Source organism: Deltaproteobacteria bacterium, assembly GCA_016709225.1.
Taxonomy (GTDB): Bacteria; Myxococcota_A; Polyangia; order Nannocystales; family Nannocystaceae; genus Xiheibacterium; species Xiheibacterium phototrophicum.
The window spans coordinates 1,326,566-1,346,383 of the sequence record JADJEE010000001.1 but is presented as its reverse complement, the minus strand read 5'-3'; the positions used below and the strand labels follow the sequence as shown (position 1 = coordinate 1,346,383).

The following is a 19,818-nucleotide window of genomic DNA, read 5'->3' as shown; positions in this document are numbered from 1 at the left end:
CGATGCTAACGCGGCGCCGCCGACGAAGGAAGCGGGGCCGGCACGATCGGGAACACGACCTGCTCGCGGTCGCCGTCGCGCATGCGCACCACGTGCAGCGCCTCGAGGGATCCGGCCCGCTCGAACAGCTTCGCGAAGGCGGTCGGGGTCTCGACGCGGTCGCCCTCGACCGCGAGGATGATGTCGCCGCGCCGCAGATCGCAGCCGGTGGCGCACAGCTCCGGTGCGTCGGGGAACACCGCCGTGATCTCCCAGCCGACGAAGCGCGACCCCTCGCTGTAGGGCTCGGGGCCGAGCTGCCGCAGCAACCACGCCGGGCCATGCGCCAGCGCCGACTCGAGATCGGCGCGCGCGATCGTGCCGGGGGCGCTGCCGGGCGTGGCGGTCGGCGTCGTCGCAGCCGGTGACGCCGCGGTGGTGTCGCGTGCTGCGGTGGTCGGGGCCGGCGGGGTCACGGGCGGGGTCGGAGCCGGCGCAGCGCGGCGCGAGCAACCGAGCAGCGAGCAGGCCAGGGCCAGCGAGAGGAGGGCGCGCGACATCCCCGGGAGTGTCTCCGCCGCGCGACCGCTGCCGCCAGTTTCGTGCAGGTTCGTCACAGCCCCAGCGCGATGGCGGCGTCCAGCACCGCGGCTGCAACCGCATCGATGGGTGTGGTCGCGTCGATCGACAGCACGCCCGGACGCTCGGACGCGACCAGTGCTGCGTACGACTGCGCGACGCGACGCTGCAGCGCGAGCGCGTCGAACAGCTCCTCGGCCTCGCCGCGGGCGGTCGCACGGGCCGACACGCGCGCCGCCGCGACCTCCGGCGGCACCGTCAGCACGCATGTGAGGTCGGGCCACCGCGCATGGCTGTTGATGGCCTCCACCCACGGCAGCGGGCACGCGAGCCCTTGGTAAGCCCACGACGACGCGACGTAGCGATCGCACACCACCACCTCGCCGCGTGCGAGCGCCGGCGCGATCACGTGGTCGAGGTGATCGAGGCGGTCGGCCGCGAACAGCAGCGCCAGCGCGCGTGGATCGAGGGGCTCGCCCTCACGGCGCAGATACCCTCGGATTGCGCGGCCGAGCGCACGGTCGCTGGGTTGCGCGGTGCGGACGACGGTGTGCCCGCGCTGCTCCAGCGCCACCGTGAGCGCGTGCGCAGCGGTGGTGGTCCCGGCACCATCGAGGCCCTCGAGCACGATGAAGCGTCCGACCACGGTGCGCGCGAGCGTAACAGCAAGGCGGCCGCCCACGCATGCGCTTGCACCCATGCAGCGTTCGTCGCGACCGACGATCGCTTTGGCGGGCGCCGACGACCGTGGCACACTGGCGAGGCAGCGCCCGCGCCCCTTGCTTCGACGTGGGCGCGCGCGGATCGAGGTCGTCGATGAGCGGGCCCAGCACCACGCGGCAGAAGGAGACCATCGCCATCGGCAGCGGTGGCCTCGGCGATCCCAACGCCCCAGCCGCGGTGCCGACCACCGCGCCTGCGCCATACCCCGCAGCACCGACGGGCGCGCAGGCGTCGACGCCGGGTCCGTATCCACCGGCGCCGTACCCATCGCCGTCGCCGTCGGCCCCGTACCCCGCCACCGCGTCGGCCCCGTACCCGCCCGCGTCGCAGCCGTACCCGCCCGCGTCGCAGCCGTACCCCGCGTCGCAGCCGTACCCGCCCGCCGCGCAGCCGTACCCGCCCGCCCCGGCCGCCGTCCCGGCGATGCCGTATCCGCCGCAGGCGCCCATGCCCGCCGCGGCAGCGCCCCACGGCGGCGGATACCCGGCGTATCCTGCCGCAGCGAGTTCGCCCGCGATGCACCAACCACCCCCGCAAGGTCCGCCTCACCCCGCCCACGGCCAGCGCCCGCCGGCGGCTCCGACCGCGAGCCGCGACGACGAGCTGATGGTCGGTGGCAGCAAGACGGTCTTCGAGTTCACGGGCACCGCCGCCGACACCGGCCGCGGGCCGCAGGGATCGAAGCCGACCTTCGTCGGCGGAGCTCCACTCGATCTTTCCCGCGCGACCTCGCATCGCGACTCGAACCTCAGCTCCGGCGCGAGCACCTGGATCTTTCTCGGCTTCGGCGCCGCGGCGCTGGCCGGCGTCTTGTTCCTCCTGACCCGCAACCAGGACGCCGCCGCGGAGGAGGGCTCCGAGCCCTCCGTGGTCGCCGAGCCCGAGACGCCCGCGGCAGCCGAGCCCGAGGCCAAGGCTGAGCCCGCGCCGGCCGCCGAGCCGGCCCAGCCCGCCGAGCCGGCCGCAGATCCGGCCAAGCCCGCCGAGCCCGCGCCCGCCGCGGCCCCGACCCAGCCCGCCGGGCCCGCCGCGGGCGATCCCGCCGCGCCATCCCCGACGGACCCGGCCAAGCCGGTCGAGCCGGCCAAGCCGGTCGAGCCGACACCTGCGGCCGGTGGCAGCGATCCGGCCCCGGCCGCGCCGAGCAAGCCCAAGTCGAAGCCCAAGGGCGGCGGCAGCTCGAAGCCCAAGAAGCCCGATCCGCCGAGCGACGAGCCCAAGACGCTCAAGCCCAAGAAGCCGCCCCGCGATCCGCTCAAGGATCTACCGCAGCCGCCCTGAGCCGCCCGCGCGCGCGGGCACGCCGACGCCCGTTCGGCCGCCGCCGCGATCAGGCCGCCTGTGGGCGACGCCGACCAAGCCCGCGCAGCGCCACCAGGCAGGCGAACGCCAGCCCGACCAGCGCGACGCCGAGGCCGATGCGCGGTCGGCTGAGTTCCGGCGCGCTGGGCTGCGCGCGCGCGAGTCCGGCGAGCGCACCGTCGACGTGGGGATCGTCGGGCCGAAGACCCGCGGCGGTGCGCAACAACATCTCGCGCCCCGCCTCCGGCAGCGCGGGCAGCGTGGCCTCGGCCAGCAGGGCCTGCACCTGCAGCGTGTCGGCGAGCTCGGGATCACGGCTGCGCACGAGCACCGAGGCCTTGCGGCTGAGCGCAGCGGTCTTGGCGGCGTCGCCGTCCTGCAGCGCGGCCGCGGCCGCCTCGCGATAGGCCTCGACCAGCACCGGCGCGTCGCCGAGCTCGGGGCGCTCCGCCAGCAGTCGATCGAGTGCAGCGACGCGGGCGTCACGATCGACGGCGGCCAGCGCCAGCGCGATCGAGCGGCGGGTGTCGCTGGCGCGCGCGGTGTCCAGCGCAGCGAAGTAGGCCGCGGCGTGGCGCGCGGGCTGTTGCTCGCAGGTGGGATCGAGCGGTCGACCGCGGGGATCGAGGGCCAGGTCGCACGGCGCCTCGAGCAGCTGTGGATCGAGCCGTACGATCGCGTCGCGTACCGCCAGCGCCGCGAGCTGTCGGTAGTTGAGATAGGCCTGCGCGTGGCCGGTGCCACCGCCGAGCAGCCGCACCCTGCGGCTGACGCTCTTGGGTGGCGGGCCCTCGACCAGCGCCACGAAGGCCGCGCGGGCCGCAGCGCGCACGCTCGGGATCTTCGAGTCGACGTGGGCCAGCATCACCGGCGCCGCGTGACCGTCGCGGGCCTCGCCCCAGGCGGTGAGCGCCGCTGCGAGTCGTCGCGGCTCGGCGCGCAGTGCCGCCTCGGCCCGCTCGGGAATCCAGCGATCCATGCGGTCGAGCAGCGCCTGCGCGTACGCGGCCCGCTGTGCGGCCTCCGGGTCGCGACCCTGGGGTGGGATCGCGCGTCGCAGCAGCCACGGCACCGCCTCGTCGCCGATGCGAGCGACCGCGCGGCCGACCTCGTCGCGGAACGTGCCCTCGTGCACGTGAGCGGCCTCGAGAAGCACATTCACGACATCCTCGGAGTACGCGGGATTCTTGCCGATTTCGGATGCAGCTTGGAGCAGCGCCGTGGTCAGCACGCAGTCGCGATAGACCGGCACCAGCGACGGCGACAGCTTCGATCGCGGCATCACCAGCAGGTCCTCGAACCAGTCCTCGGAGAGCTTGGTGGCGAAGCCGTGCGCCTTCTTCCAAGCGAGATCGAAGTGGCCGTAGCGGTTGGGGACGTCGCCGCCGATCGCCGCCAAGGTGGAGCGGTAGTCGCCCTTGGGTGCGCGCCGCGGCGCGAGCAGCAGCGCCCGCAGCTGCGGCCACAGCGAGGCCTCGGCGTGCTGGAGTCGATGCGCCGGGCCGCCGATCTCGTCGAGCGCACCCTTGCGGATCGCGACCACCAGATCGTCGAGCTCGTCCACCGCACGCGGCGGGTGCACGGGACCGGCGAGCGCGGGCAGCTCGGCCTCGCCGGTGGCCTCGTCGCGACCGAAGAGCGCGCGCGCCATCACCGACACGTCCTGGGCGCGTGCGGCCGGATCGTCGCGCCGCGCCCGCGAGCCGATCGCGGTGTCGACCTCGACCTCGAGCGACGGCGTACACGCCAGCGTCGCCATCACCAGGATCCAAGGCAGGGCTCGATGGTTCATGTCGTGCTCCCGTGGGCGCGACGGTGCGCCCCGGCTTCGAGGGGCTGCGCGCGCGTCAGTGCGTGGGCAGGTCGGCTGCGACGCCGCCGAGCTCGGGCAGGAACCGCAGGAATCGCAGCCCGACCCCCGACAGTGCCCGCAGCCCGTGATCGTCGGCGTACTGCAGGTAGTAGTGGTTCTGCACCGCTGCCATCGCGCAGATCGAGGCGTGCTCGCTGCCGTCGGCACAGAACCGCACCACGACCTTGCAGCGCAGCGGCAGCGGGTCGGGCATCTCGACGAACATCCCGGTGGTCGAGATGTTGCGCGCGACGTACCAGCGCTCGCCGTGCAGGTCGCTCGTCACCAGCACCCGGAACACCTTGTCGATGCGCGCAGTGGCGCGCCGTTCGATCTGCACGTGCGGCATGGCCACACGATGCCCGGCGGACGGGGAAGGAGGCAAATATCCTACATGTAGGCATGGCGAGGGCCGTCGGGGGGCGGTCGTTCAGGGCAAGGCCACCGCCACGCCCCACAGCACGGCGATCTGCAGGCCGGCGACGAGCGCCGCCGCGGCCCCCCCGGAGGTGGCGACGGCCCGCGCGAGCACCGGACCGGGGCGTAGCCCCATCGCGATGGCGGCCAGGCCCAGCACCGCGCCCGGCCAGGCCGGCATGCCCAGGCCCGGCCATGCGCCGGCGATCGCGAGCAGCAGGGCGGCCGCGGCCAGCGCGGCTGCGACCCGGGCGTGGAGGACCGACGCGAGCATCACCGCTGGCCGTTATCAGAGTCGCAGGACAGTTGCACGATTTCGGCCCGCGGCCCCACACTCGCCCGCCCGTGGCAGCCCCCCATCGATTCGGCTTCGTCGCCGTGTGCGGCCGGCCCAACGTCGGCAAGTCGACGTTGGTCAACGCGCTCGTCGGTGAGCCGGTGGCGATCGCCACCGATCACCCGCAGACCACACGCGAGCGCATGCTCGGCATCTGGTCGGGCCCGAGCTTCCAGGCGGTGATGGTCGACACGCCGGGGCTGCACCGGCCCAAGAGCGCACTCAACCGCTACATGGTCGCCGAGGCGCTCGCCGGCTGCCGCGATGTCGACCTGGTGCTGCTGCTGGCCGAGTGCCCTTCGCTGGGGCTCGACGATCTCGCGGCGTGGCAACCCGGTGCGGTGGCGCGCGAGGGCCTCGATCAGGTGGCTGCGTTGGGCAAGCCGGTGGTGCTGGTGCTGACCAAGCGCGATCGTCTGCGCCACCCCGACGCGCTGCTGCCGGTCACCGCGGCGTGGTCGAAGCTGCACACGTTCGCGGCGGTGGTGCCGGTCGCGGCGCTGCGTGGCGAGGGCATCGACGCGCTCGGCGAGGAGATCGTCGCACGACTGCCCGAAGGCCCCGCCCACTACCCCGACGACCAGCTCACCGATCGCCCGCTGCGCTGGCACGCGTCCGAGTTCGTACGCGCCGAGCTGTTCGCCCACCTCGGCCAGGAGCTGCCGTACAGCTGCGCGGTGGTGATCGAGCGCTTCGACAGCCGCGAGGATCGCGACTACGTGACCGCGACGATCTACGTCGAGCGCGAGAGCCAGAAGCCGATGGTCATCGGCCGCGGCGCCAAGGTCGTCAAGGCGATCTCGATGGCCGCGCGCGCCCGCATCGAGCGACTCACTGGTCGCAGTGCCGACCTGCGGTTGCGGGTCGACGTCGCACCGGACTGGACCCGCGATCCCAAGCGACTCGCGCAGCTCGGCTACGCGGCCGGCGATCACGGAGGCACGACATGAGCGACGACGACTTCGAGGACAGCGACGAGCCCGGCGCGCCGGCCGGCACCGCCGCGAAGGTGGTGGCCATCGTCGGTCGTCCCAACGTCGGCAAGTCGACGCTGTTCAACCGCCTGGTCGGCGCCCGCAAGGCCATCGTCGAGGACAACCCCGGCGTCACCCGCGATCGCCTGTACGGCGTCGCCAACTGGGGCAGCGGCGCATTCGTGGTGGTCGACACCGGCGGCATCGATCCCTCGCTCGACGACGGCATGCCATCGCACATCAAGGCCCAGGCCGGCATCGCGATCGCGGAGGCCGACCTGGTGCTCTTCGTGGTCGATGCCGAGGCGGGTCGCACCTCGGTCGACGACGAGGTCGCGGCGCTGCTGCGGCGCTCCGGCAAGCCGGTGGTGGTGGCCGCCAACAAAGCCGACTCACCCGCGCGCGAGCGGGCCGCCGCGTGGGCGTGGGAGCTCGGGGTCGGCGACGTGCTCGCGGTCTCGGCCGCCCATGGCCGCGGTGTCGCCGAGCTGTGCGACGCGATCGCGGCGCTGCTCGGGCCCGCCCCCGCGCAGGTCGAGCTGGTGCCGCCGGGCATCCGCATGGCGTTCCTGGGCCGCCCCAACGCCGGCAAGTCGTCGCTCGTCAATGCGCTGGTCGGGGCCGCCCGCGTCATCGTCGACGACGTCCCGGGCACCACCCGCGACGCCATCGATCTGCCGCTGCGCTGGCACGACGAAGACTTCGTGCTGTGTGACACCGCGGGCCTGCGACGGCGCCGCCAGGTCGCGCGCGCGCAGGAGCAGCTCGCCGCCATCAAGTCGATCCGCGCGATGGAGCGCACCCACGTGGTCGTGCTCGTCATCGACGCCACCGAGGGCGTGACCGACCAGGATCAACGCATCGCCCGCATGGCATTCGAGCGCGGCAAGGGCGTGGTCGTGCTGCTGCACAAGTGGGACCTCGTGAAGGACGACCGGGCCCGCGCCAGCGAGATCGCCAAGCAGTCGGCCGAGGCGCTGGCGTTCCTCGAGGAGCCGGATCTGATCAAGACCTCGATCGTCGGCCACGGCCGCGATGCGGGGCAGGGCCACGCGCGCAACCTCGACGTCGTCATGAAGGCGGTGCGCCGCACGGCCAAGGCGCTGTCGCGGCGCATCTCGACCTCGGATCTGAACGACGAGCTGCAGCGCGCCGTCGCGGAGCTGTCGCCGCCGGCCCACCGCGGCAACCTCGTGCGGCTGTACTTCGCGACCCAGGCCGGCGTCGAGCCGCCGCTGTTCGCGATCTCGGCCAACCGCGGGCGCTCTCTGCCCCCGGCCTACGAGCGCTACCTGCTGCGGCGCTTCCGCAAGCGGTGGGATCTCCACGGTGTGCCGCTTCGGATCGTCGTGCGCGGCCGCGGCCGCGGCGGCCACATGCCCGGCGAGTCCCGCGACGACTGACGCCGACGCCCAAGCCGCGGCCCCACGGCACCGGCCCGCCGGCCGGCTCGCCGCCACTGGCGTTGCGTGCAGGGCCTTGCCGGCGCAACCGAGTTGGCGCCCCGCGGGCGTGGCCCTCGTGCGCCGCGCGGAAAACCCAGCCGCTTTTCGGGGATTGTCCCTGGCGGCCGGCTTGCTTTAGTCTGTGCTCGGCTCGAGCGGGCGCGATCGAACCCAATCCCCGCGCCGTCGCCCGTCGACCTGTGACCCAGGCCGCCGCCGCCTCGAGACCCTCGTTCCCCTGGAGGAATCCATGCGCCGCCTTTCGCTCTTCTCCCGCACCACTCTGCTCGCTGGCGTCGGTCTCGCGCTGCCCACCTTGCTGGCGTGTCTCGAACACCCCTTGAAGGGCGTGAAGTACGAGGCGGCGTCGGAGAAGCAGAACGCCGTCCAGCTGACCGTCAACAAGGACGTCGACATCCTCTTCGTGATCGACAACTCGGGCTCGATGGGTGAGGAGCAGGGCCTGCTCGCCGCGAACTTCCCGGCGTTCATCGGCGTGCTCGAGGCCGAGGACGTCAAGGCGAACTACCGCATCGGCGTGACCACGACCGACAACGGCAACCCGTGGTGCGGTGCGACGTCGCCCGAGGCCGGCAAGCTGCAGATGTCGAGCTGCCGCGGCCGCACCGGACAGTTCGTCTTCAGCGGCAACCCGCCCGCCGACGCGACCGCGGCCGCGTGCACCGACGTGTGCAACTTCGACGAGATCTCGACCACCGACACGGTCACCGAGTTCGACGGCATCCCCAAGCCGCGCCCGTGGCTGGAGAACATCGAGGGCAAGAACAACCTCGCCGAGAAGGCCGACGTGAACGGCATGTCGCGGGTGCCGACCACCACCGAGGCGTTCCAGTGCTTCGGTCCGCAGGGCATCGCCGGCTGCGGCTTCGAGTCGCACCTCGAGTCGATGTACAAGGCGTTCCTGCGCGCCCAGAAGAACGACGAGGAGCAGTACGGCTTCCTGCGCAGCAACGCGATCCTCTCGATCGTCGTCATCTCCGACGAGACCGACTGCTCGTACAACAACGCGTACCAGTCGATCTTCTTGCCGGCCTCGATGGGCGGCAATCCGGCGGCGTTCTGGAGCGACCCGACCGCCTCCGCGCCGACCTCGGCGGTGTGCTGGCGCGCCGGCGTGCACTGTGACGGTGGCGGCACCCCGTACGACAGCTGCGAGTCGGTCAACAAGGACGTCGACGCCAACGAGGGCGTGGCCGACGACAAGGCCGTGCTCCATCCGGTCAAGCGCTACACCGACTTCGTGCAGCAGCTCGAGATCTCGAAGCAGATGATCACCCCCGGCCAGGAGGTCCTGGTCGCGATGATCGCCGGCGTGCCGCAGGGCTACGAGACCAACGCCTCCGAGATCTCGTACTCGAACGCGCTCGATCCGGTCGAGCAGAGCGACTTCGGCATCGGTGCCGGCTGCATGTACGACGACGGCGATCCGATGACGCCGATCGGCACCGCCCGACCGCCGGTGCGCGAGCGCGAGTTCGCCGAGGCCTTCGCGGTCGGCGGCAGCCGCAACCTCTACTCGATCTGTCAGGAGAGCTTCACCGGCGCGCTCGACTCGATCGCCAACACGATCAAGGACCAGATCAAGCCCGCCTGCATGACCGCCTGCGTCGCCGACTCCAACGTCGTCACGCCGGAGCTCGAGCCGTCGTGCACGCTGATCCAGGAGGCGCCGGACGTCGACACCGGCACCACCATCGAGTCGGACATCCCGCGCTGCCTGGCCGACGGTGCGCTGCCCGATGGGCAGGACGTCTGCTACGAGGCGCTGGTCGGTGACAACCTCTCGCAGGCCTGCGTCGACGAGGGCTGGAACCTCGAGTTCCGCCTGGTGCGCCGCGACGGCGTGCCGGCCCCCGGTGGCACGTCGGTCAGCGCGACCTGTCAGCTGTCGCCGAACAAGAAGCTCGACTGCCCGAACCTGCCGTAGCGCAGCAACGCGAAGGCCCCGCAGACGCGGGGCGAGGCCGAGGGTCGGGGACGCGAGACGTCCTCGGCCCTCGCGTCGTTCGTGGGGGCCGAGCCGTCGCCGCGACTAGAAGCGCACCGTCGCGCGCACGCCGGTCTGCAGGTAGACCGGGAACACCGTGGGTGCCAGCAGCAACGCGAAGTAGCGCAGCATCACGCCGATGCTGAAGCGATCGGCGACCAACACCTCGATGCCGGCCCCGGCGTGCAGGCGGGGCACCACGCCCTGGCGGCAGACGTTCTGCGCGGTGGCGCAGAAGAGGCCCACGTCGCAGCCGCCGCCGTCGATGCAGGCGCCGCCCAGCTGCCCGTCCTGCACCGGATCCCGCGGCTGTCGCATGAGCAGGATGCCCGCGCCGGCCTCGAGCATCGGGCGCACGCGGCCGAGATCCATGGCCAGCAGCAGCGCGCCGCCGGCATCGACGGTGTGCAGCACGCCGCGACGCGCGGTCTGCTGTGGCGCCTCGCCCTCGGGCCGCTCGAACTGGTCGAACAACGCGTGGGCGCTGTACGAGGCGCCGACCCGCAGCCACAGCGGCGCCAGCAGCTGCACGTCGAGGTCGACCGCGAGACCGCCGCCGCGGGCGGGCTGCAGCGGGCGACCGATGAACGCGAGCCGATACGACGCGAAGATCGGCGCCACCGACAGCGCGAGCCGCCGCCGCGAGGATCGCCCACGCGACCAGTCGTCGCCCAGCCGGCGATCGGAGGTCGGCGGCTGGCCCCCGCGCGGCGCCATCATGGGGGCGTCGTTGGGATCGCGCGGGCGCGCCGTCGCGGCCGCGTTGGCCTCGGCCTCGTCGCTGGTGGGGGACGCCTGCGCGTGCCCCGGTCCCGCCAGCGCCAGCGCCAGCGTGGTCGCGGACGCGGCGGCGCGGACGGCCCCGGGCCACAGACCGCCCCAGCGGGCCCCGCATGCCGAAGACGCCACCACGGGGGCGGAGTATAGCTGGCATGGCCGTGGACATCGCGGCCGCGGGTACGGTAGGAACGGCACACCCGCGGGCGCGCGCCCGCGCGGCACTCCCGTAGGCCCCGACGAACGATGAGCGACGACGTCCCGCCCGAGCCGCCGAAGGCACCGGCACCCCCGCAAGACGGCGACGTGCCGGCGGAGCGCATGGATCTGCCGAAGTGGAACCGGGCCCGCGTGAAGCGTGCCCAGCCCGCCGCCGACGATGCACCCGACGGCTTCCAGCAAGGCGTGCGTGCGGCCGGACGCACGGCCGTGCGGCGTGGGCCGCTGGTGTTCGCCGGCGTGGCCGCGATCGCCGGCATCATCGGCGGCACCATCTGGTGGACGCGGCACAAGGCCGAGGCCACCGCCGCGTCGACGCGTCTGCTCGCGCAGTCGGCCGCCTGGCGGGCGCGCGGCATCGTCGAGGACGTCGACGCGATCATGAAGGAGCGCAAGCGGCCCCCACCGCTGCCGATCGCCCGCGACGAGGCGGAGCTCGATGCGAATGTCGACGCAGCCATCGCAGCGTTGATGGCCGGCGACGACTCGAGCGCGCAGCACCTCGGCCTGCTGGTCCGCGCCGCGGAATCGTTCGAGCGCAGCGACTTCGCGGCCGCGCAGGCCAGCTACGACGAGTTCCTCACCAAGGTCGGCGATGGCCACCTGCTGGCGTTCATCGCCCGCGAAGGCATCGCGCTGGCACGCGAGGGCCAAGGCGATCTCGAGGGGGCCCTCGCCGAGCTCGACAAGCTCATGGGTGCCGAGGGCGACTTCTATCGCGACCAGGCGTTGTGGCAGCGGGCGCGGCTGCTCGAGCAGCTCGGCCGCAACGACGAGGCGCTCGCGCTCTATCACCAGTACGCGACCGAGTACCCCCTCGACAAGGCGTCGATGGCCAAGGCGGCCGTTCGCGAGCGCCTCGGCGAGCTCGATCCCCAGGCGGTGCCACCCGAGCCGGGCCTCGGCGGGCCGGGCGGGCTCGGCGGGCTCGGCGGGCTGGGCGGGCGCTGATGACCAGCACGGCGCCAGCGGCTCGGACGCATCGGGCCGGCGGTGCCATCCGCGGCCACGCGCTGGTGGTCGCGCTCGCGGGACTGGCCGCGTGCACCCGCGGCGACGAGCCGCCGCCACTGCACGCCGAGGGTTCCGACGCCGCGCGCAGCTTCGGTGTGGTCGAGCTGATGCGGCAGATCACCGTGCCCGACAACTTCATCCTGCGGCCCGACGAGTTCGCCGGCGTCGGCATCGACGATGCCCGCGCGCGCATCTACGTGGGTAGCCGCGAGGGCACGCTGCTCGCGCTGGAACGCGACCGCGGCGAGGTCGTCTGGGAGCGTCCGATGGGCGGGCCGGTGGCGTCGCGGCCGGTGCTGGCGGGCGAGGGCGCCGAGCAGCAGCTGCTGGTCGGCACCGACAACGGCGATCTGTTCGCGCTCGATCCCGCCGATGGCAGCGAGCGCTGGCGACACCCCACCGACGGCCGCATCCGCAACCCCGCGCTGCAGCACGAGGGCGTGGTGTTCGTGGTCAACTCGCGCGACCAGGTGTTCGCGCTCGACGCTCGCACCGGTGCGTGGCGCTGGCAGGTCGAGCGCCCGCTGCAGACCGACTTCACGGTGCACGGCCACGCCGGGCTCTCGTTCACCGCCGGCGGCAACGACGGCGACGGCGAGGTCGGGACGCTGTGGGCGTGTTTCGACGACGGCTCGGTCTCGGCGATCGCGGCCGCTTCGGGGCAGCTGCTGTGGGACGTCACCGTGGCACCCAAGGAGGGCGGCAACTTCGTCGACTGCGACACGACCCCGCTCGTCGATCGCGAGGGCGAGCTGTTGTTCGTCGCGGGCCAGTCGACCGGCGTGACCGCGCTGGCGCGCAGCGACGGCGCCGAGCGCTGGGTGTTCCCGGTGCGGGGCGTGGGCGCGCTGCAGCTCGGCCCCGGTGGCATCTTGATCGCGGTGTCGTCGCTGGAGGGTGTGTTCGCGCTCGATCGCCGCGGCGCGCTGCTGTGGCGCACGCAGCTCGACGTCGGCAGCCTCGGCGAGCCGGCGGTGGTCGGCGACACCGTGATCATCACGCACGTCGAGCGCGGCTTGGTCGCGCTCGATGCCGGCTCCGGCGATGTGCTCGATCAGCTGCTGACCGGCAGCGGCATGTCGAGCGTGCCGGTGTGGGATCCGACCACGGCGCGCATGTACGCGATCACCAACCGCGGCGTGCTGCTGGGCGTGCGGCTGCTCGAGCCCTGATCTGCGGCGCGACTAGCTCGCGGACTCGTGGGCCCGCAGCATGCGCTGGACGTGCTCGGCCTCTTCGCGGGTTCGCACCACGAAGTGCACACCGAAGCCGGCGTCGTGGGGATTGCGTTGGATCCACGAGACCTGCGCCTGCAATCGCAGGATCGGCGAGGTCGCGGTGGCCTCGAACTCGAGCGTCACCATCGCGCCCACCAGCGGCTGCAGATGCGAGAGCACGAACGCACCGCCGCGGCTGAGGTCGCGGGCGCGGCTGTCCTGGCGCAGCTCGCCGCACTGCCAGCGCACCGCGACGTCGCAGGGGATGCGGCGGTGGGCGCGAGGCATCGGCGCACGATCACCGCGCACGATCGACTCGACATAGCTGAGCTGGGCGGCGTGTCGCGCCGGGATCGCGATCACCACCAGCGGCGCCTGTCCGCCGTCGCGGGCGCGCAGCTCGACCACCACGCCGTCGAGTTCGACCTCGTCGACCAGCGCGCCGAGCCCGATCTCCACCAGCACCGCGTCGCCGAGCGCGACCGCCTCGCGCGAGGGCACTTCGAGGCGCGCCGACTCGTCGGCCCCGCGGCCGGCCACCAGCATCGCGACCAGGCGGGCGTCGCCACGCAGGCGCAGCCGGCGAGGCGTTGCGGCGCCGTCGCCGATGCGCGGCAGTGAGACGCTGGACCGGCGCTCCACCATCTGCGCTCGCAGCATAGCGCAGGCGACCGGCCGTGGCCCGCGCCGGCGTGCCGGCACGGGCCGGCACGCGCTGCACTCGTTCAGGCGCTCGCGGCCATGCGCACGGCCTCGGCGTGGCCAGCCACGCGCACCGGCGACCAGGCGTGTTCGACACGCCCGTCGGGTCCGATCACGAACGTGCTGCGGATGACGCCGATCGTCTTGCGACCGTACATCGACTTCTCACCGACCACACCGAACGCCGATGCGACCGCGCGCTCGGGATCGCTGAGCAGTGTGAAGGGCAGGCGCTGCGCCGCTCGGAACTTCGCGTGACTCGCCAGCGTGTCGCTCGAGATGCCGAACACCCGCACGCCCGCGGCCTCGAAGGCCGCGTGGCGATCGCGGAAGTCACAGGCCTCGACCGTGCAACCCGGCGTTGCGTCGCGCGGGTAGAAGTAGAGCACGTAGCGCGAGCCCGCCAGCGAGCTCGACGACCAACGCACGCCGTCGTCGCCATCGAGGCTCCACGACGGCACGACCTCACCGACACGCGTGACACCGCGGCCCGCGGGCGAGTTGCCTGCGGACGACGCGGTGGCGGCACCACGCGGCGTGTCGGCCCCCGACGCGCGCTTCGTCGCCGGGCGCTTGCCCGCAGCCGGGGTCGCTCGACCGGCACGGACCTGACGCGACGAAGCGCCGGTTAAACCATCGTCGTCGTCGTCGCCGCCGGCGTCGTCGTGGTCGTCGTCGTGATCGTCGTCGGCCTCGGTGGCGTACGACTTCGCGGCGGCCTTGAGCGCGCCGGTGGCGGTGGTGCGCGACTTGGTGGCACGCGCGACGCGGTTGGCCGCCGCACCGCCGTAACCGCCATCGGTGTACGACGCGCCGACGTCACCGACCGACGCCGGCTTCGCGTCGGCCTTCGCCGCCTTCTTGCCGCCGGCCTTGGCCGGCTTCGCGGCGGCCTTCTTCGCGGCCTTCTTCGCCGGCTTCGCAGCGGGCTCGGCGGCCTTGGGCGCCGGCTTCGCGGCGGCCTTCTTCGCAGCCTTCTTCGCCGGCTTCGCGGCGGGTTCGGCGGCCTTGGGCGCCGGTGCGGGCGCTGCCTTCGCGTCGGCCTTCTTCGCAGCCTTCTTCGCAGGCTTCGCCGGCTTCGCGGCCTTCGCCGGCTTCGCGGCCTTCGCTGGCTTGCTCGGCGCCGCCGCCGGTGCAGCCGCGGGCGCGCTCTTCTTCGCGGCCTTCTTCGCCGGCTTGCTCGGCGCCGCCGCGGGTGCAGCTGCGGCGCTCTTCTTCGCGGCCTTCTTCGCCGGCTTGCTCGGTGCAGCTGCGGGTGCAGCTGCGGGCGCGCTCTTCTTCGCGGTCTTCTTCGCGGGCTTGCTCGCTACGCTCGGCGCAGCGGCAGCCTTCGCGCCACCGCGCTTCGCAGGCGCGGCGGGGGTTGGGGCGGCCTTCGCCGCAGACTTCGAGGACGCACGTGGAGTGGATGCGGGAGCGCTCGCAGCCGCAGCTGCTTTGCCCCGTTTCGCGTTCGAGGTGGTGGCCATGGGATGTGATCTCCTGGGCAGCGATGCGCCAGTTGGTGCGAGCGTGCCACGTTCGTCATGGCAGCGACAAGCGAAGGCCTTCGACGATCGGGGGGCGACGACGTGCGAAGGGGCGACGAGGTGCGAGCGATCGTCTCGCGACCGCGGGCTTCGATCTCCCCCGCGCGTCGGGGGTTTACAGGGACACGACCGGCTCGCTATCGTGGGCCGCCGCCGCACCCCAAGGACCAAGCCGTCGGGCCTCGCCCGGCCGCCGCTGGTCGCATCGGCCCCGGCCGCGAGGAGTCACCCATGTCGCCCGTGAAGCAGCACTCCCCCGTGATGGCCCTGGCGCTGTGCCTGGCAGCGATGCCGGCCTGCGACCAGCAGAAGTCGGGTCCCTCCGTGCGCGAGGCGCTCGAGACCGAGGCGCCCGAGACCCCGCCGGACTACAAGCCCAACCCGAAGCCGCGCCCGACCGACCTCGCGCCCCCGACCGATGCCGAGTTCGCGGCGTGGAACCGCAAGGATCCGGAGGGGGAGAAGCACCTCTACAAGTGGGACAAGGCCAACGGCCAGCGGATGCTCGGCTACTGGGAGCAGCTGCAGTGCTTCCGCGAGGCGGTGCTCGCCGAGGGCCAGAAGGCCTTCGGGGCCGAGGCCGGCAGCCCGGCCGAGGAGCAGTGGTTCCAGTACAAGCGCGCGTACGTGGTCTACGTCGACGGCTGGCAGAAGCGGTTGTTCGCGGAGGAGCCGCGGATCCTCGAGAAGTCGAAGTTCATCGGCAACATCCTCGAGGCCCACGAGCACGTCATGAACAACTACCCCAAGGCCTTCAACGAGGGCGACAAGACCGAGCTCGAGAAGGTCGAGGCGCAGTGGACCATCGTCGAGCAGAAGATGAAGAAGTACGCCAAGAACCTCGGCCTCGAGTGGATCGAGCGCGATCTGACCGACCCCAAGCAGGCCGAGGCCCACAAGAAGGTGTGCGACATGGTCTTCACGCCGCCCGACCGCTCCGGCAAGGAGAAGCGCCGCACCAAGCGGAAGGGCTCGATCTGACCCGCCGGCGGCCGCCAGGCCGCCGTGCTAGCCTCTGGCACCCACGTTGACCGCCCCCGCCGCCAACCCCGACGCCGACGCCGAGCGCCTGCTCTCGCAGCTCAGCAACGAGCTGATGTCGCCGTTCTGCCCGGGCCGCACCATCGCCAGCTGCCCGTCGGACCAGGCCCGCAAGCTCGAGGACCGTATCCTCGCCGACGCCAAGGCCGGCAAGTCGCGCGCGGAGATCGAGCAGGCCCTGGTCGAGCGCTACGGTGCGGAGATCATCGGCTACGCGCCGCAGCCGGTGGTCCTCTACGGTGCCGCCGGGGCCGGGCTCGCCGGCGCCGTGCTGCTGGGCTGGGCCGGCCGCCGCTGGCTGCGGGGTCGCCGGGCCGCGGTCGGTGCGATCTCGACCGCGCCGACCGAGGCGCGCAAGCCCGCCGGTGCGGTGAGCAAGGCCGAGCGCGACGCGCTCGACGACGCCCTCGACGAGATCGACGAGTTCTAGCAGCCGGTGGTGGACGCCCGCGGCCGGCTTGGCCCCCGACGCGGCCGACCCAAGCGGCCTGCGATCGTCGGTCGGAAGTCCTTGGCAGAGGCACGCTCGCCGGGGTAAGCGATCTCCCGTGTTGCGCGTCGTCGTGCACGAGAAGGGTGGCCGCACCCAGCGGTTCAACTTCGAAGGTGACCACTTCTCGGTCGGCCGCGAAGAGGACAACGACCTCGTGCTCGATCGCGTCAACGTGTCGAAGCACCACCTGCGCTTTCGCAGGCACGCCGCCGCGGTCGAGGTCGTCGATCTCGGCAGCACCAACGGCACCTACGTGAACGGCCGCAAGGTCGCCGAGCCCCGCGCGGTGCGGCGCTCGGATCGCATCTACGTCGGCGACTACATCCTCATGCTCGAGGGCGACGACGACGCCATCGCGCCGCTCGAGCGCGCGGAGCTGCTGGTGACCGGCGCCGACGGACGTCCGTCGGCCCGTGCCATCGCGGTGCCGCCCCATCCCGCCAGCACCGAGCCGCTGCCGCCCCACATCGAGCGCATGGTCGGCGACGGCGGCGACGACAGCGGGCTGTTCACGTCGGCGCGGCGGATGGCCGCACCGGGCGTGCAGAGTAGCTACCTCGACCGCATCGCCAACCGCGTGCTGCAGACCGTGATGGTCAACCTGCACGCGCTCGATCCGGTGCTGGCCCAGGACATCGGCGAGTCCGAGCGCGAGGAGGCCATCACACTGGTCGACGGGCTCATCGCGCAGATGCGGCAGGCCGGCGAGATCGAAGAGGGCGTCGACGTCGACACGCTGCGCATCAGCATCGTGCGCGAGCTGGTCGAGTACGGCCCGCTCGGCGAGCTGATGAAAGACCCGCAGGTGCAGGAGATCGAGATCGTCGGCAACGCGCCGATCCGGGTCGTCCGCGACGGCGGCACCTCGGGCCAGCTCGAGGTGCTCGATCGGCGCTTCTCGGGCGACCGCGCGCTGGTGCTGACCGCCCAACGCCTGGCCCGCAAGTGGGGCTTCTTCAGCGAGGGCACGCAGATCCTCGAGGGCAAGGTCGAGCACGGCTTCACGATGTACGCCCTGCTGCCGCCGACCCAGGTCCGCGCCGCGGTCGTGCACCTGCGACGCAACCGCACCGACGCCAACAACCTCAACGCGCTGTGCGACGAGGGCGTGCTGTCGAGCGACATGGCCGAGCTGCTGCAGGCCGCGATCCGCGGCTGCCGACGCATCCTCATCGTGGCCTCGGGCGCGACCAACCTCGACCGCTTCATGGGCGCGGTGACGGGCGAGATCCCGGAGGAGTTCCGGGTCATGACGATCTCGGACACCGGCATGCTCGGCACCTCCCGCACCGGCTGGGTGCAGGTGCGTCGCATCGGCGACGTGGCCGACGGGGTCGCGCTCTCGGATGCGCTCGGGGTCGTGCTGCGCGGCGGCGTCGACATGCTGGTGTCGCAGCGTGCCCGCCACGAGGATGCCGCGACCGTGATGGACGCCTTCGCCGGCGCGACGCGGGGCGCGATCGTGTCGCTGTGGGGCATCGACTCCGCCCACGGGCTGTGGCGCATGGCCGGCCTGTCGACCGTGGCCTCGGGGGCGATCTCGGCCCTGATGACCTCGCTGGCGCGCTCGCTCGACCTGCTGGTGCGGCTCTCGGTCGGGGTCGGTGGTGAGCCCATGCAGGTCATCGAGATCATCGAGCCGCGCGTGAAAGAGGGCGGCGAGCTCGAGCACCTGCCGATCTTCCGCGCCCACCGCAGCGCCAGCGGAGCGACCGAGTTCAAGCCGACCGGGGCGGTGCCGAGCTTCGTGCGCAAGCTGGCCGAGGGCGGCATCGCGGTGCCGACGCGGATCTTCAAGGCAGCCGCACCGTGAGTCGCTCGCGCGGGGGTGCCCCTGGCAAGCCCGGCCGGCAGGGCCACGCGGCGGCGCCGACCCGCGCCGACGAGCGCGCGGCGGCGCTGTTCGATCGCATCGAGGACCGCCTGCGCGACGCCCCCGATGGTTTCCACGACGCGAGGCCGCCGGCGACCGCCGACGCGCTGAGCGACGCCGCGTTGCCCGACGACGAGCGCGCGCTGTGGCGACGGTGGGACGGCATCGACTTCGCGGCCGGCGAGGCCCGGCTGCTGCCGGCCCGCGAGATCGCGGGCGCGACGGCGGCGGCGCTCGCCGAGGGCCTGATCCAGGCCGGCGACCGCGTCGTCGCCGAGCACGGCCGCGATCTGTTCGTGCTGCCCGAGGACCCGTGGGCGGAGGGAGCCGGGGTCGTGCGCGTCGAGGAGGCCGGCGACCGCAGCCCCGAGTCCACCAGCGTCGCGCACCTCGTGCTGGGTTGGCTCGGCGAGTTCCAGGTGCTCTACGACGAGCACGGCGACTTCCGCGAGGATCTCTTCGGCGACGACGGTGAGCCCACCGCCGCGGTGCAGCGCAAGCTGTGCCGTCGTCGACTCGACTTCGATCCCGACGCCCCCAACCCGCGCCTGCGCCTCGCCGAGTTGCTGCGCGAGGCGGGTGAGCACGTCGCCGCCAAGGCCGAGCTCGTGCAGGTGATCAAGCGCGCGCCCGAGTTCGCGTGGCCGCACCACGAGCTCGGGCGCACGTTCGCGGCGCTGGGCGAGCGCGAGCGTGCGGTCGCGAGCTTCCGACGCGCTGCGGAGTGCACCACCTCGGTGCCGCAGCAGGCGTTCCACCTCGCATGGGCCGCGTGGCAGGCCGACGATCGTCAGCGGGCCGCGCTGGCCGCCGAGGTCACCGCCCTGCGCCCCGAGTTCGCGCTGCAGCAGGCCGGTGCGGTCGCCGAGCTGATCGAGCGCGAGCGCTTCGATGCCGCCGCCGAGCAGCTCGCGATCGGGCTCGCGATCGGGCCCGGTCACCTCGAGCTGCTGCGGCTGCGTGGCGTCCTCGCGCAGGCCCAGGCCGACGCCGCCGCGGCACCCCCCGAGCCGCCGTATCCCCACGACCCATCGCTCGACGACGACGAGCTCGACGACGCGCTCGACGACGACGACGCGCTCGAGCCCTAACGGGCGTCGGGCGTGCCCGCGTCGGGCGTGCTCTCGACGGGTGTGCCTGCGTCGGGCGTGCCCGCGACGGGTGTGCCCGCGTCGGGCTTGCCCGCGTCGGGCGTGCCCGCGTCGGGTGTGCCCGCCTCGGGTGTGCCCGCGTCGGGCTCGCCGGTGCGATCGAGTCGCTGCTCGACGAGCACCCGCGTGCCGTCGTCGCGGGTGGCCGCGAGCACGAGCACGATGTGGGCCCCCTCGGGCATCGCA

At 73.0% G+C, this 19,818-nt stretch carries 18 protein-coding genes and 1 pseudogene; 10 read left to right on the top strand and 9 right to left on the bottom strand.

The annotated features are described in order from the left end of the window. Positions 1-5: 5 nt before the first annotated feature. Together IPH07_05610 and tmk are read right to left on the bottom strand one after the other, a co-directional pair. On the bottom strand, positions 6-539 hold the full coding sequence (locus tag IPH07_05610) for a hypothetical protein (GenBank protein ID MBK6916856.1): 534 nt from the start codon (positions 537-539) through the stop codon (positions 6-8). A 53-nt stretch (positions 540-592) separates the two neighbouring features. Further along, a complete protein-coding gene (gene tmk, locus IPH07_05605) occupies positions 593-1,258 on the bottom strand; it encodes a dTMP kinase (GenBank protein MBK6916855.1) in 666 nt (221 codons plus the stop codon). Positions 1,259-1,374: 116 nt separating this feature from the next. Between tmk and IPH07_05600 the strand changes: the two genes are divergently transcribed. Further along, positions 1,375-2,562: a hypothetical protein gene (locus IPH07_05600; protein MBK6916854.1), complete on the top strand. Its 1,188-nt coding sequence runs from the start codon at positions 1,375-1,377 to the stop codon at positions 2,560-2,562. A 49-nt stretch (positions 2,563-2,611) separates the two neighbouring features. On the opposite strand, the gene IPH07_05595 is transcribed toward IPH07_05600, so the two are convergent. The 3 genes from IPH07_05595 to IPH07_05585 all read right to left on the bottom strand — a co-directional run bounded on the left by IPH07_05595 (position 2,612) and on the right by IPH07_05585 (position 5,129). Then, positions 2,612-4,375, bottom strand: coding sequence for a hypothetical protein (locus tag IPH07_05595; protein MBK6916853.1), 1,764 nt, complete (start codon positions 4,373-4,375; stop codon positions 2,612-2,614). 55 nt (positions 4,376-4,430) lie between these two features. Next, entirely contained in the window at positions 4,431-4,775 is a 345-nt protein-coding gene (locus tag IPH07_05590; GenBank protein MBK6916852.1) for a pilus assembly protein PilZ, read from the bottom strand. Positions 4,776-4,865: 90 nt separating this feature from the next. After that, a complete protein-coding gene (locus IPH07_05585) occupies positions 4,866-5,129 on the bottom strand; it encodes a hypothetical protein (protein ID MBK6916851.1) in 264 nt (87 codons plus the stop codon). Positions 5,130-5,197: 68 nt separating this feature from the next. Here IPH07_05585 and era point away from each other — a divergent pair, with 68 nt between their 5' ends. From era to IPH07_05570, 3 genes are all read left to right on the top strand, one after another. After that, entirely contained in the window at positions 5,198-6,139 is a 942-nt protein-coding gene (gene era / locus IPH07_05580; protein MBK6916850.1) for a GTPase Era, read from the top strand. After that, positions 6,136-7,566 (top strand): ribosome biogenesis GTPase Der, encoded by a 1,431-nt coding sequence (gene der / locus IPH07_05575; GenBank protein MBK6916849.1) that lies wholly within the window; start codon positions 6,136-6,138, stop codon positions 7,564-7,566. Before era ends, der begins: the two co-directional genes overlap by 4 nt. A 292-nt stretch (positions 7,567-7,858) precedes the next feature. Continuing rightward, positions 7,859-9,556 carry a VWA domain-containing protein gene (locus tag IPH07_05570; GenBank protein MBK6916848.1) on the top strand — a complete coding sequence of 566 codons (1,698 nt, stop codon included), beginning with the start codon at positions 7,859-7,861 and terminating at the stop codon, positions 9,554-9,556. A gap of 105 nt (positions 9,557-9,661) precedes the next feature. Here the strand turns inward: IPH07_05570 and IPH07_05565 are convergent, their stop codons facing one another. Then, the gene (locus IPH07_05565) at positions 9,662-10,528 is read right to left on the bottom strand and encodes a hypothetical protein (protein MBK6916847.1); all 867 of its coding nucleotides are present in this window, start codon (positions 10,526-10,528) and stop codon (positions 9,662-9,664) included. 111 nt (positions 10,529-10,639) lie between these two features. On the opposite strand from IPH07_05565, the gene IPH07_05560 reads away from it, so the two are divergent. Together IPH07_05560 and IPH07_05555 are read left to right on the top strand one after the other, a co-directional pair. Beyond that, complete coding sequence (locus IPH07_05560) at positions 10,640-11,563, top strand: hypothetical protein (protein MBK6916846.1); 924 nt, start codon at positions 10,640-10,642, stop codon at positions 11,561-11,563. Continuing rightward, a complete protein-coding gene (locus IPH07_05555) occupies positions 11,563-12,798 on the top strand; it encodes a PQQ-binding-like beta-propeller repeat protein (protein ID MBK6916845.1) in 1,236 nt (411 codons plus the stop codon). Before IPH07_05560 ends, IPH07_05555 begins: the two co-directional genes overlap by 1 nt. 12 nt (positions 12,799-12,810) lie before the next feature. On the opposite strand, the gene IPH07_05550 is transcribed toward IPH07_05555, so the two are convergent. After that, the gene (locus IPH07_05550) at positions 12,811-13,488 is read right to left on the bottom strand and encodes a PilZ domain-containing protein (GenBank protein MBK6916844.1); all 678 of its coding nucleotides are present in this window, start codon (positions 13,486-13,488) and stop codon (positions 12,811-12,813) included. Positions 13,489-13,568: 80 nt separating this feature from the next. After that, entirely contained in the window at positions 13,569-14,006 is a 438-nt protein-coding gene (locus IPH07_05545; GenBank protein MBK6916843.1) for a peroxiredoxin, read from the bottom strand. Positions 14,007-15,305: 1,299 nt separating this feature from the next. Here IPH07_05545 and IPH07_05540 point away from each other — a divergent pair. From IPH07_05540 to IPH07_05525, 4 genes are all read left to right on the top strand, one after another. Then, entirely contained in the window at positions 15,306-16,055 is a 750-nt protein-coding gene (locus tag IPH07_05540; GenBank protein ID MBK6916842.1) for a hypothetical protein, read from the top strand. 46 nt (positions 16,056-16,101) lie between these two features. Further along, positions 16,102-16,545 (top strand): cytochrome c-type biogenesis protein CcmH, encoded by a 444-nt coding sequence (locus tag IPH07_05535; protein ID MBK6916841.1) that lies wholly within the window; start codon positions 16,102-16,104, stop codon positions 16,543-16,545. A gap of 118 nt (positions 16,546-16,663) precedes the next feature. Continuing rightward, entirely contained in the window at positions 16,664-18,421 is a 1,758-nt protein-coding gene (gene tadA, locus IPH07_05530) for a Flp pilus assembly complex ATPase component TadA (protein ID MBK6916840.1), read from the top strand. Beyond that, positions 18,418-19,572, top strand: a complete 1,155-nt coding sequence (locus tag IPH07_05525) for a hypothetical protein (protein MBK6916839.1) — start codon at positions 18,418-18,420, stop codon at positions 19,570-19,572. The genes tadA and IPH07_05525 overlap by 4 nt, the downstream gene beginning before the upstream one ends. Before the next feature lie 8 nt (positions 19,573-19,580). On the opposite strand, the pseudogene IPH07_05520 reads toward IPH07_05525, so the two are convergent. Next, a pseudogene (locus tag IPH07_05520) lies at positions 19,581-19,718 on the bottom strand (GPP34 family phosphoprotein). Positions 19,719-19,818: the final 100 nt, after the last annotated feature.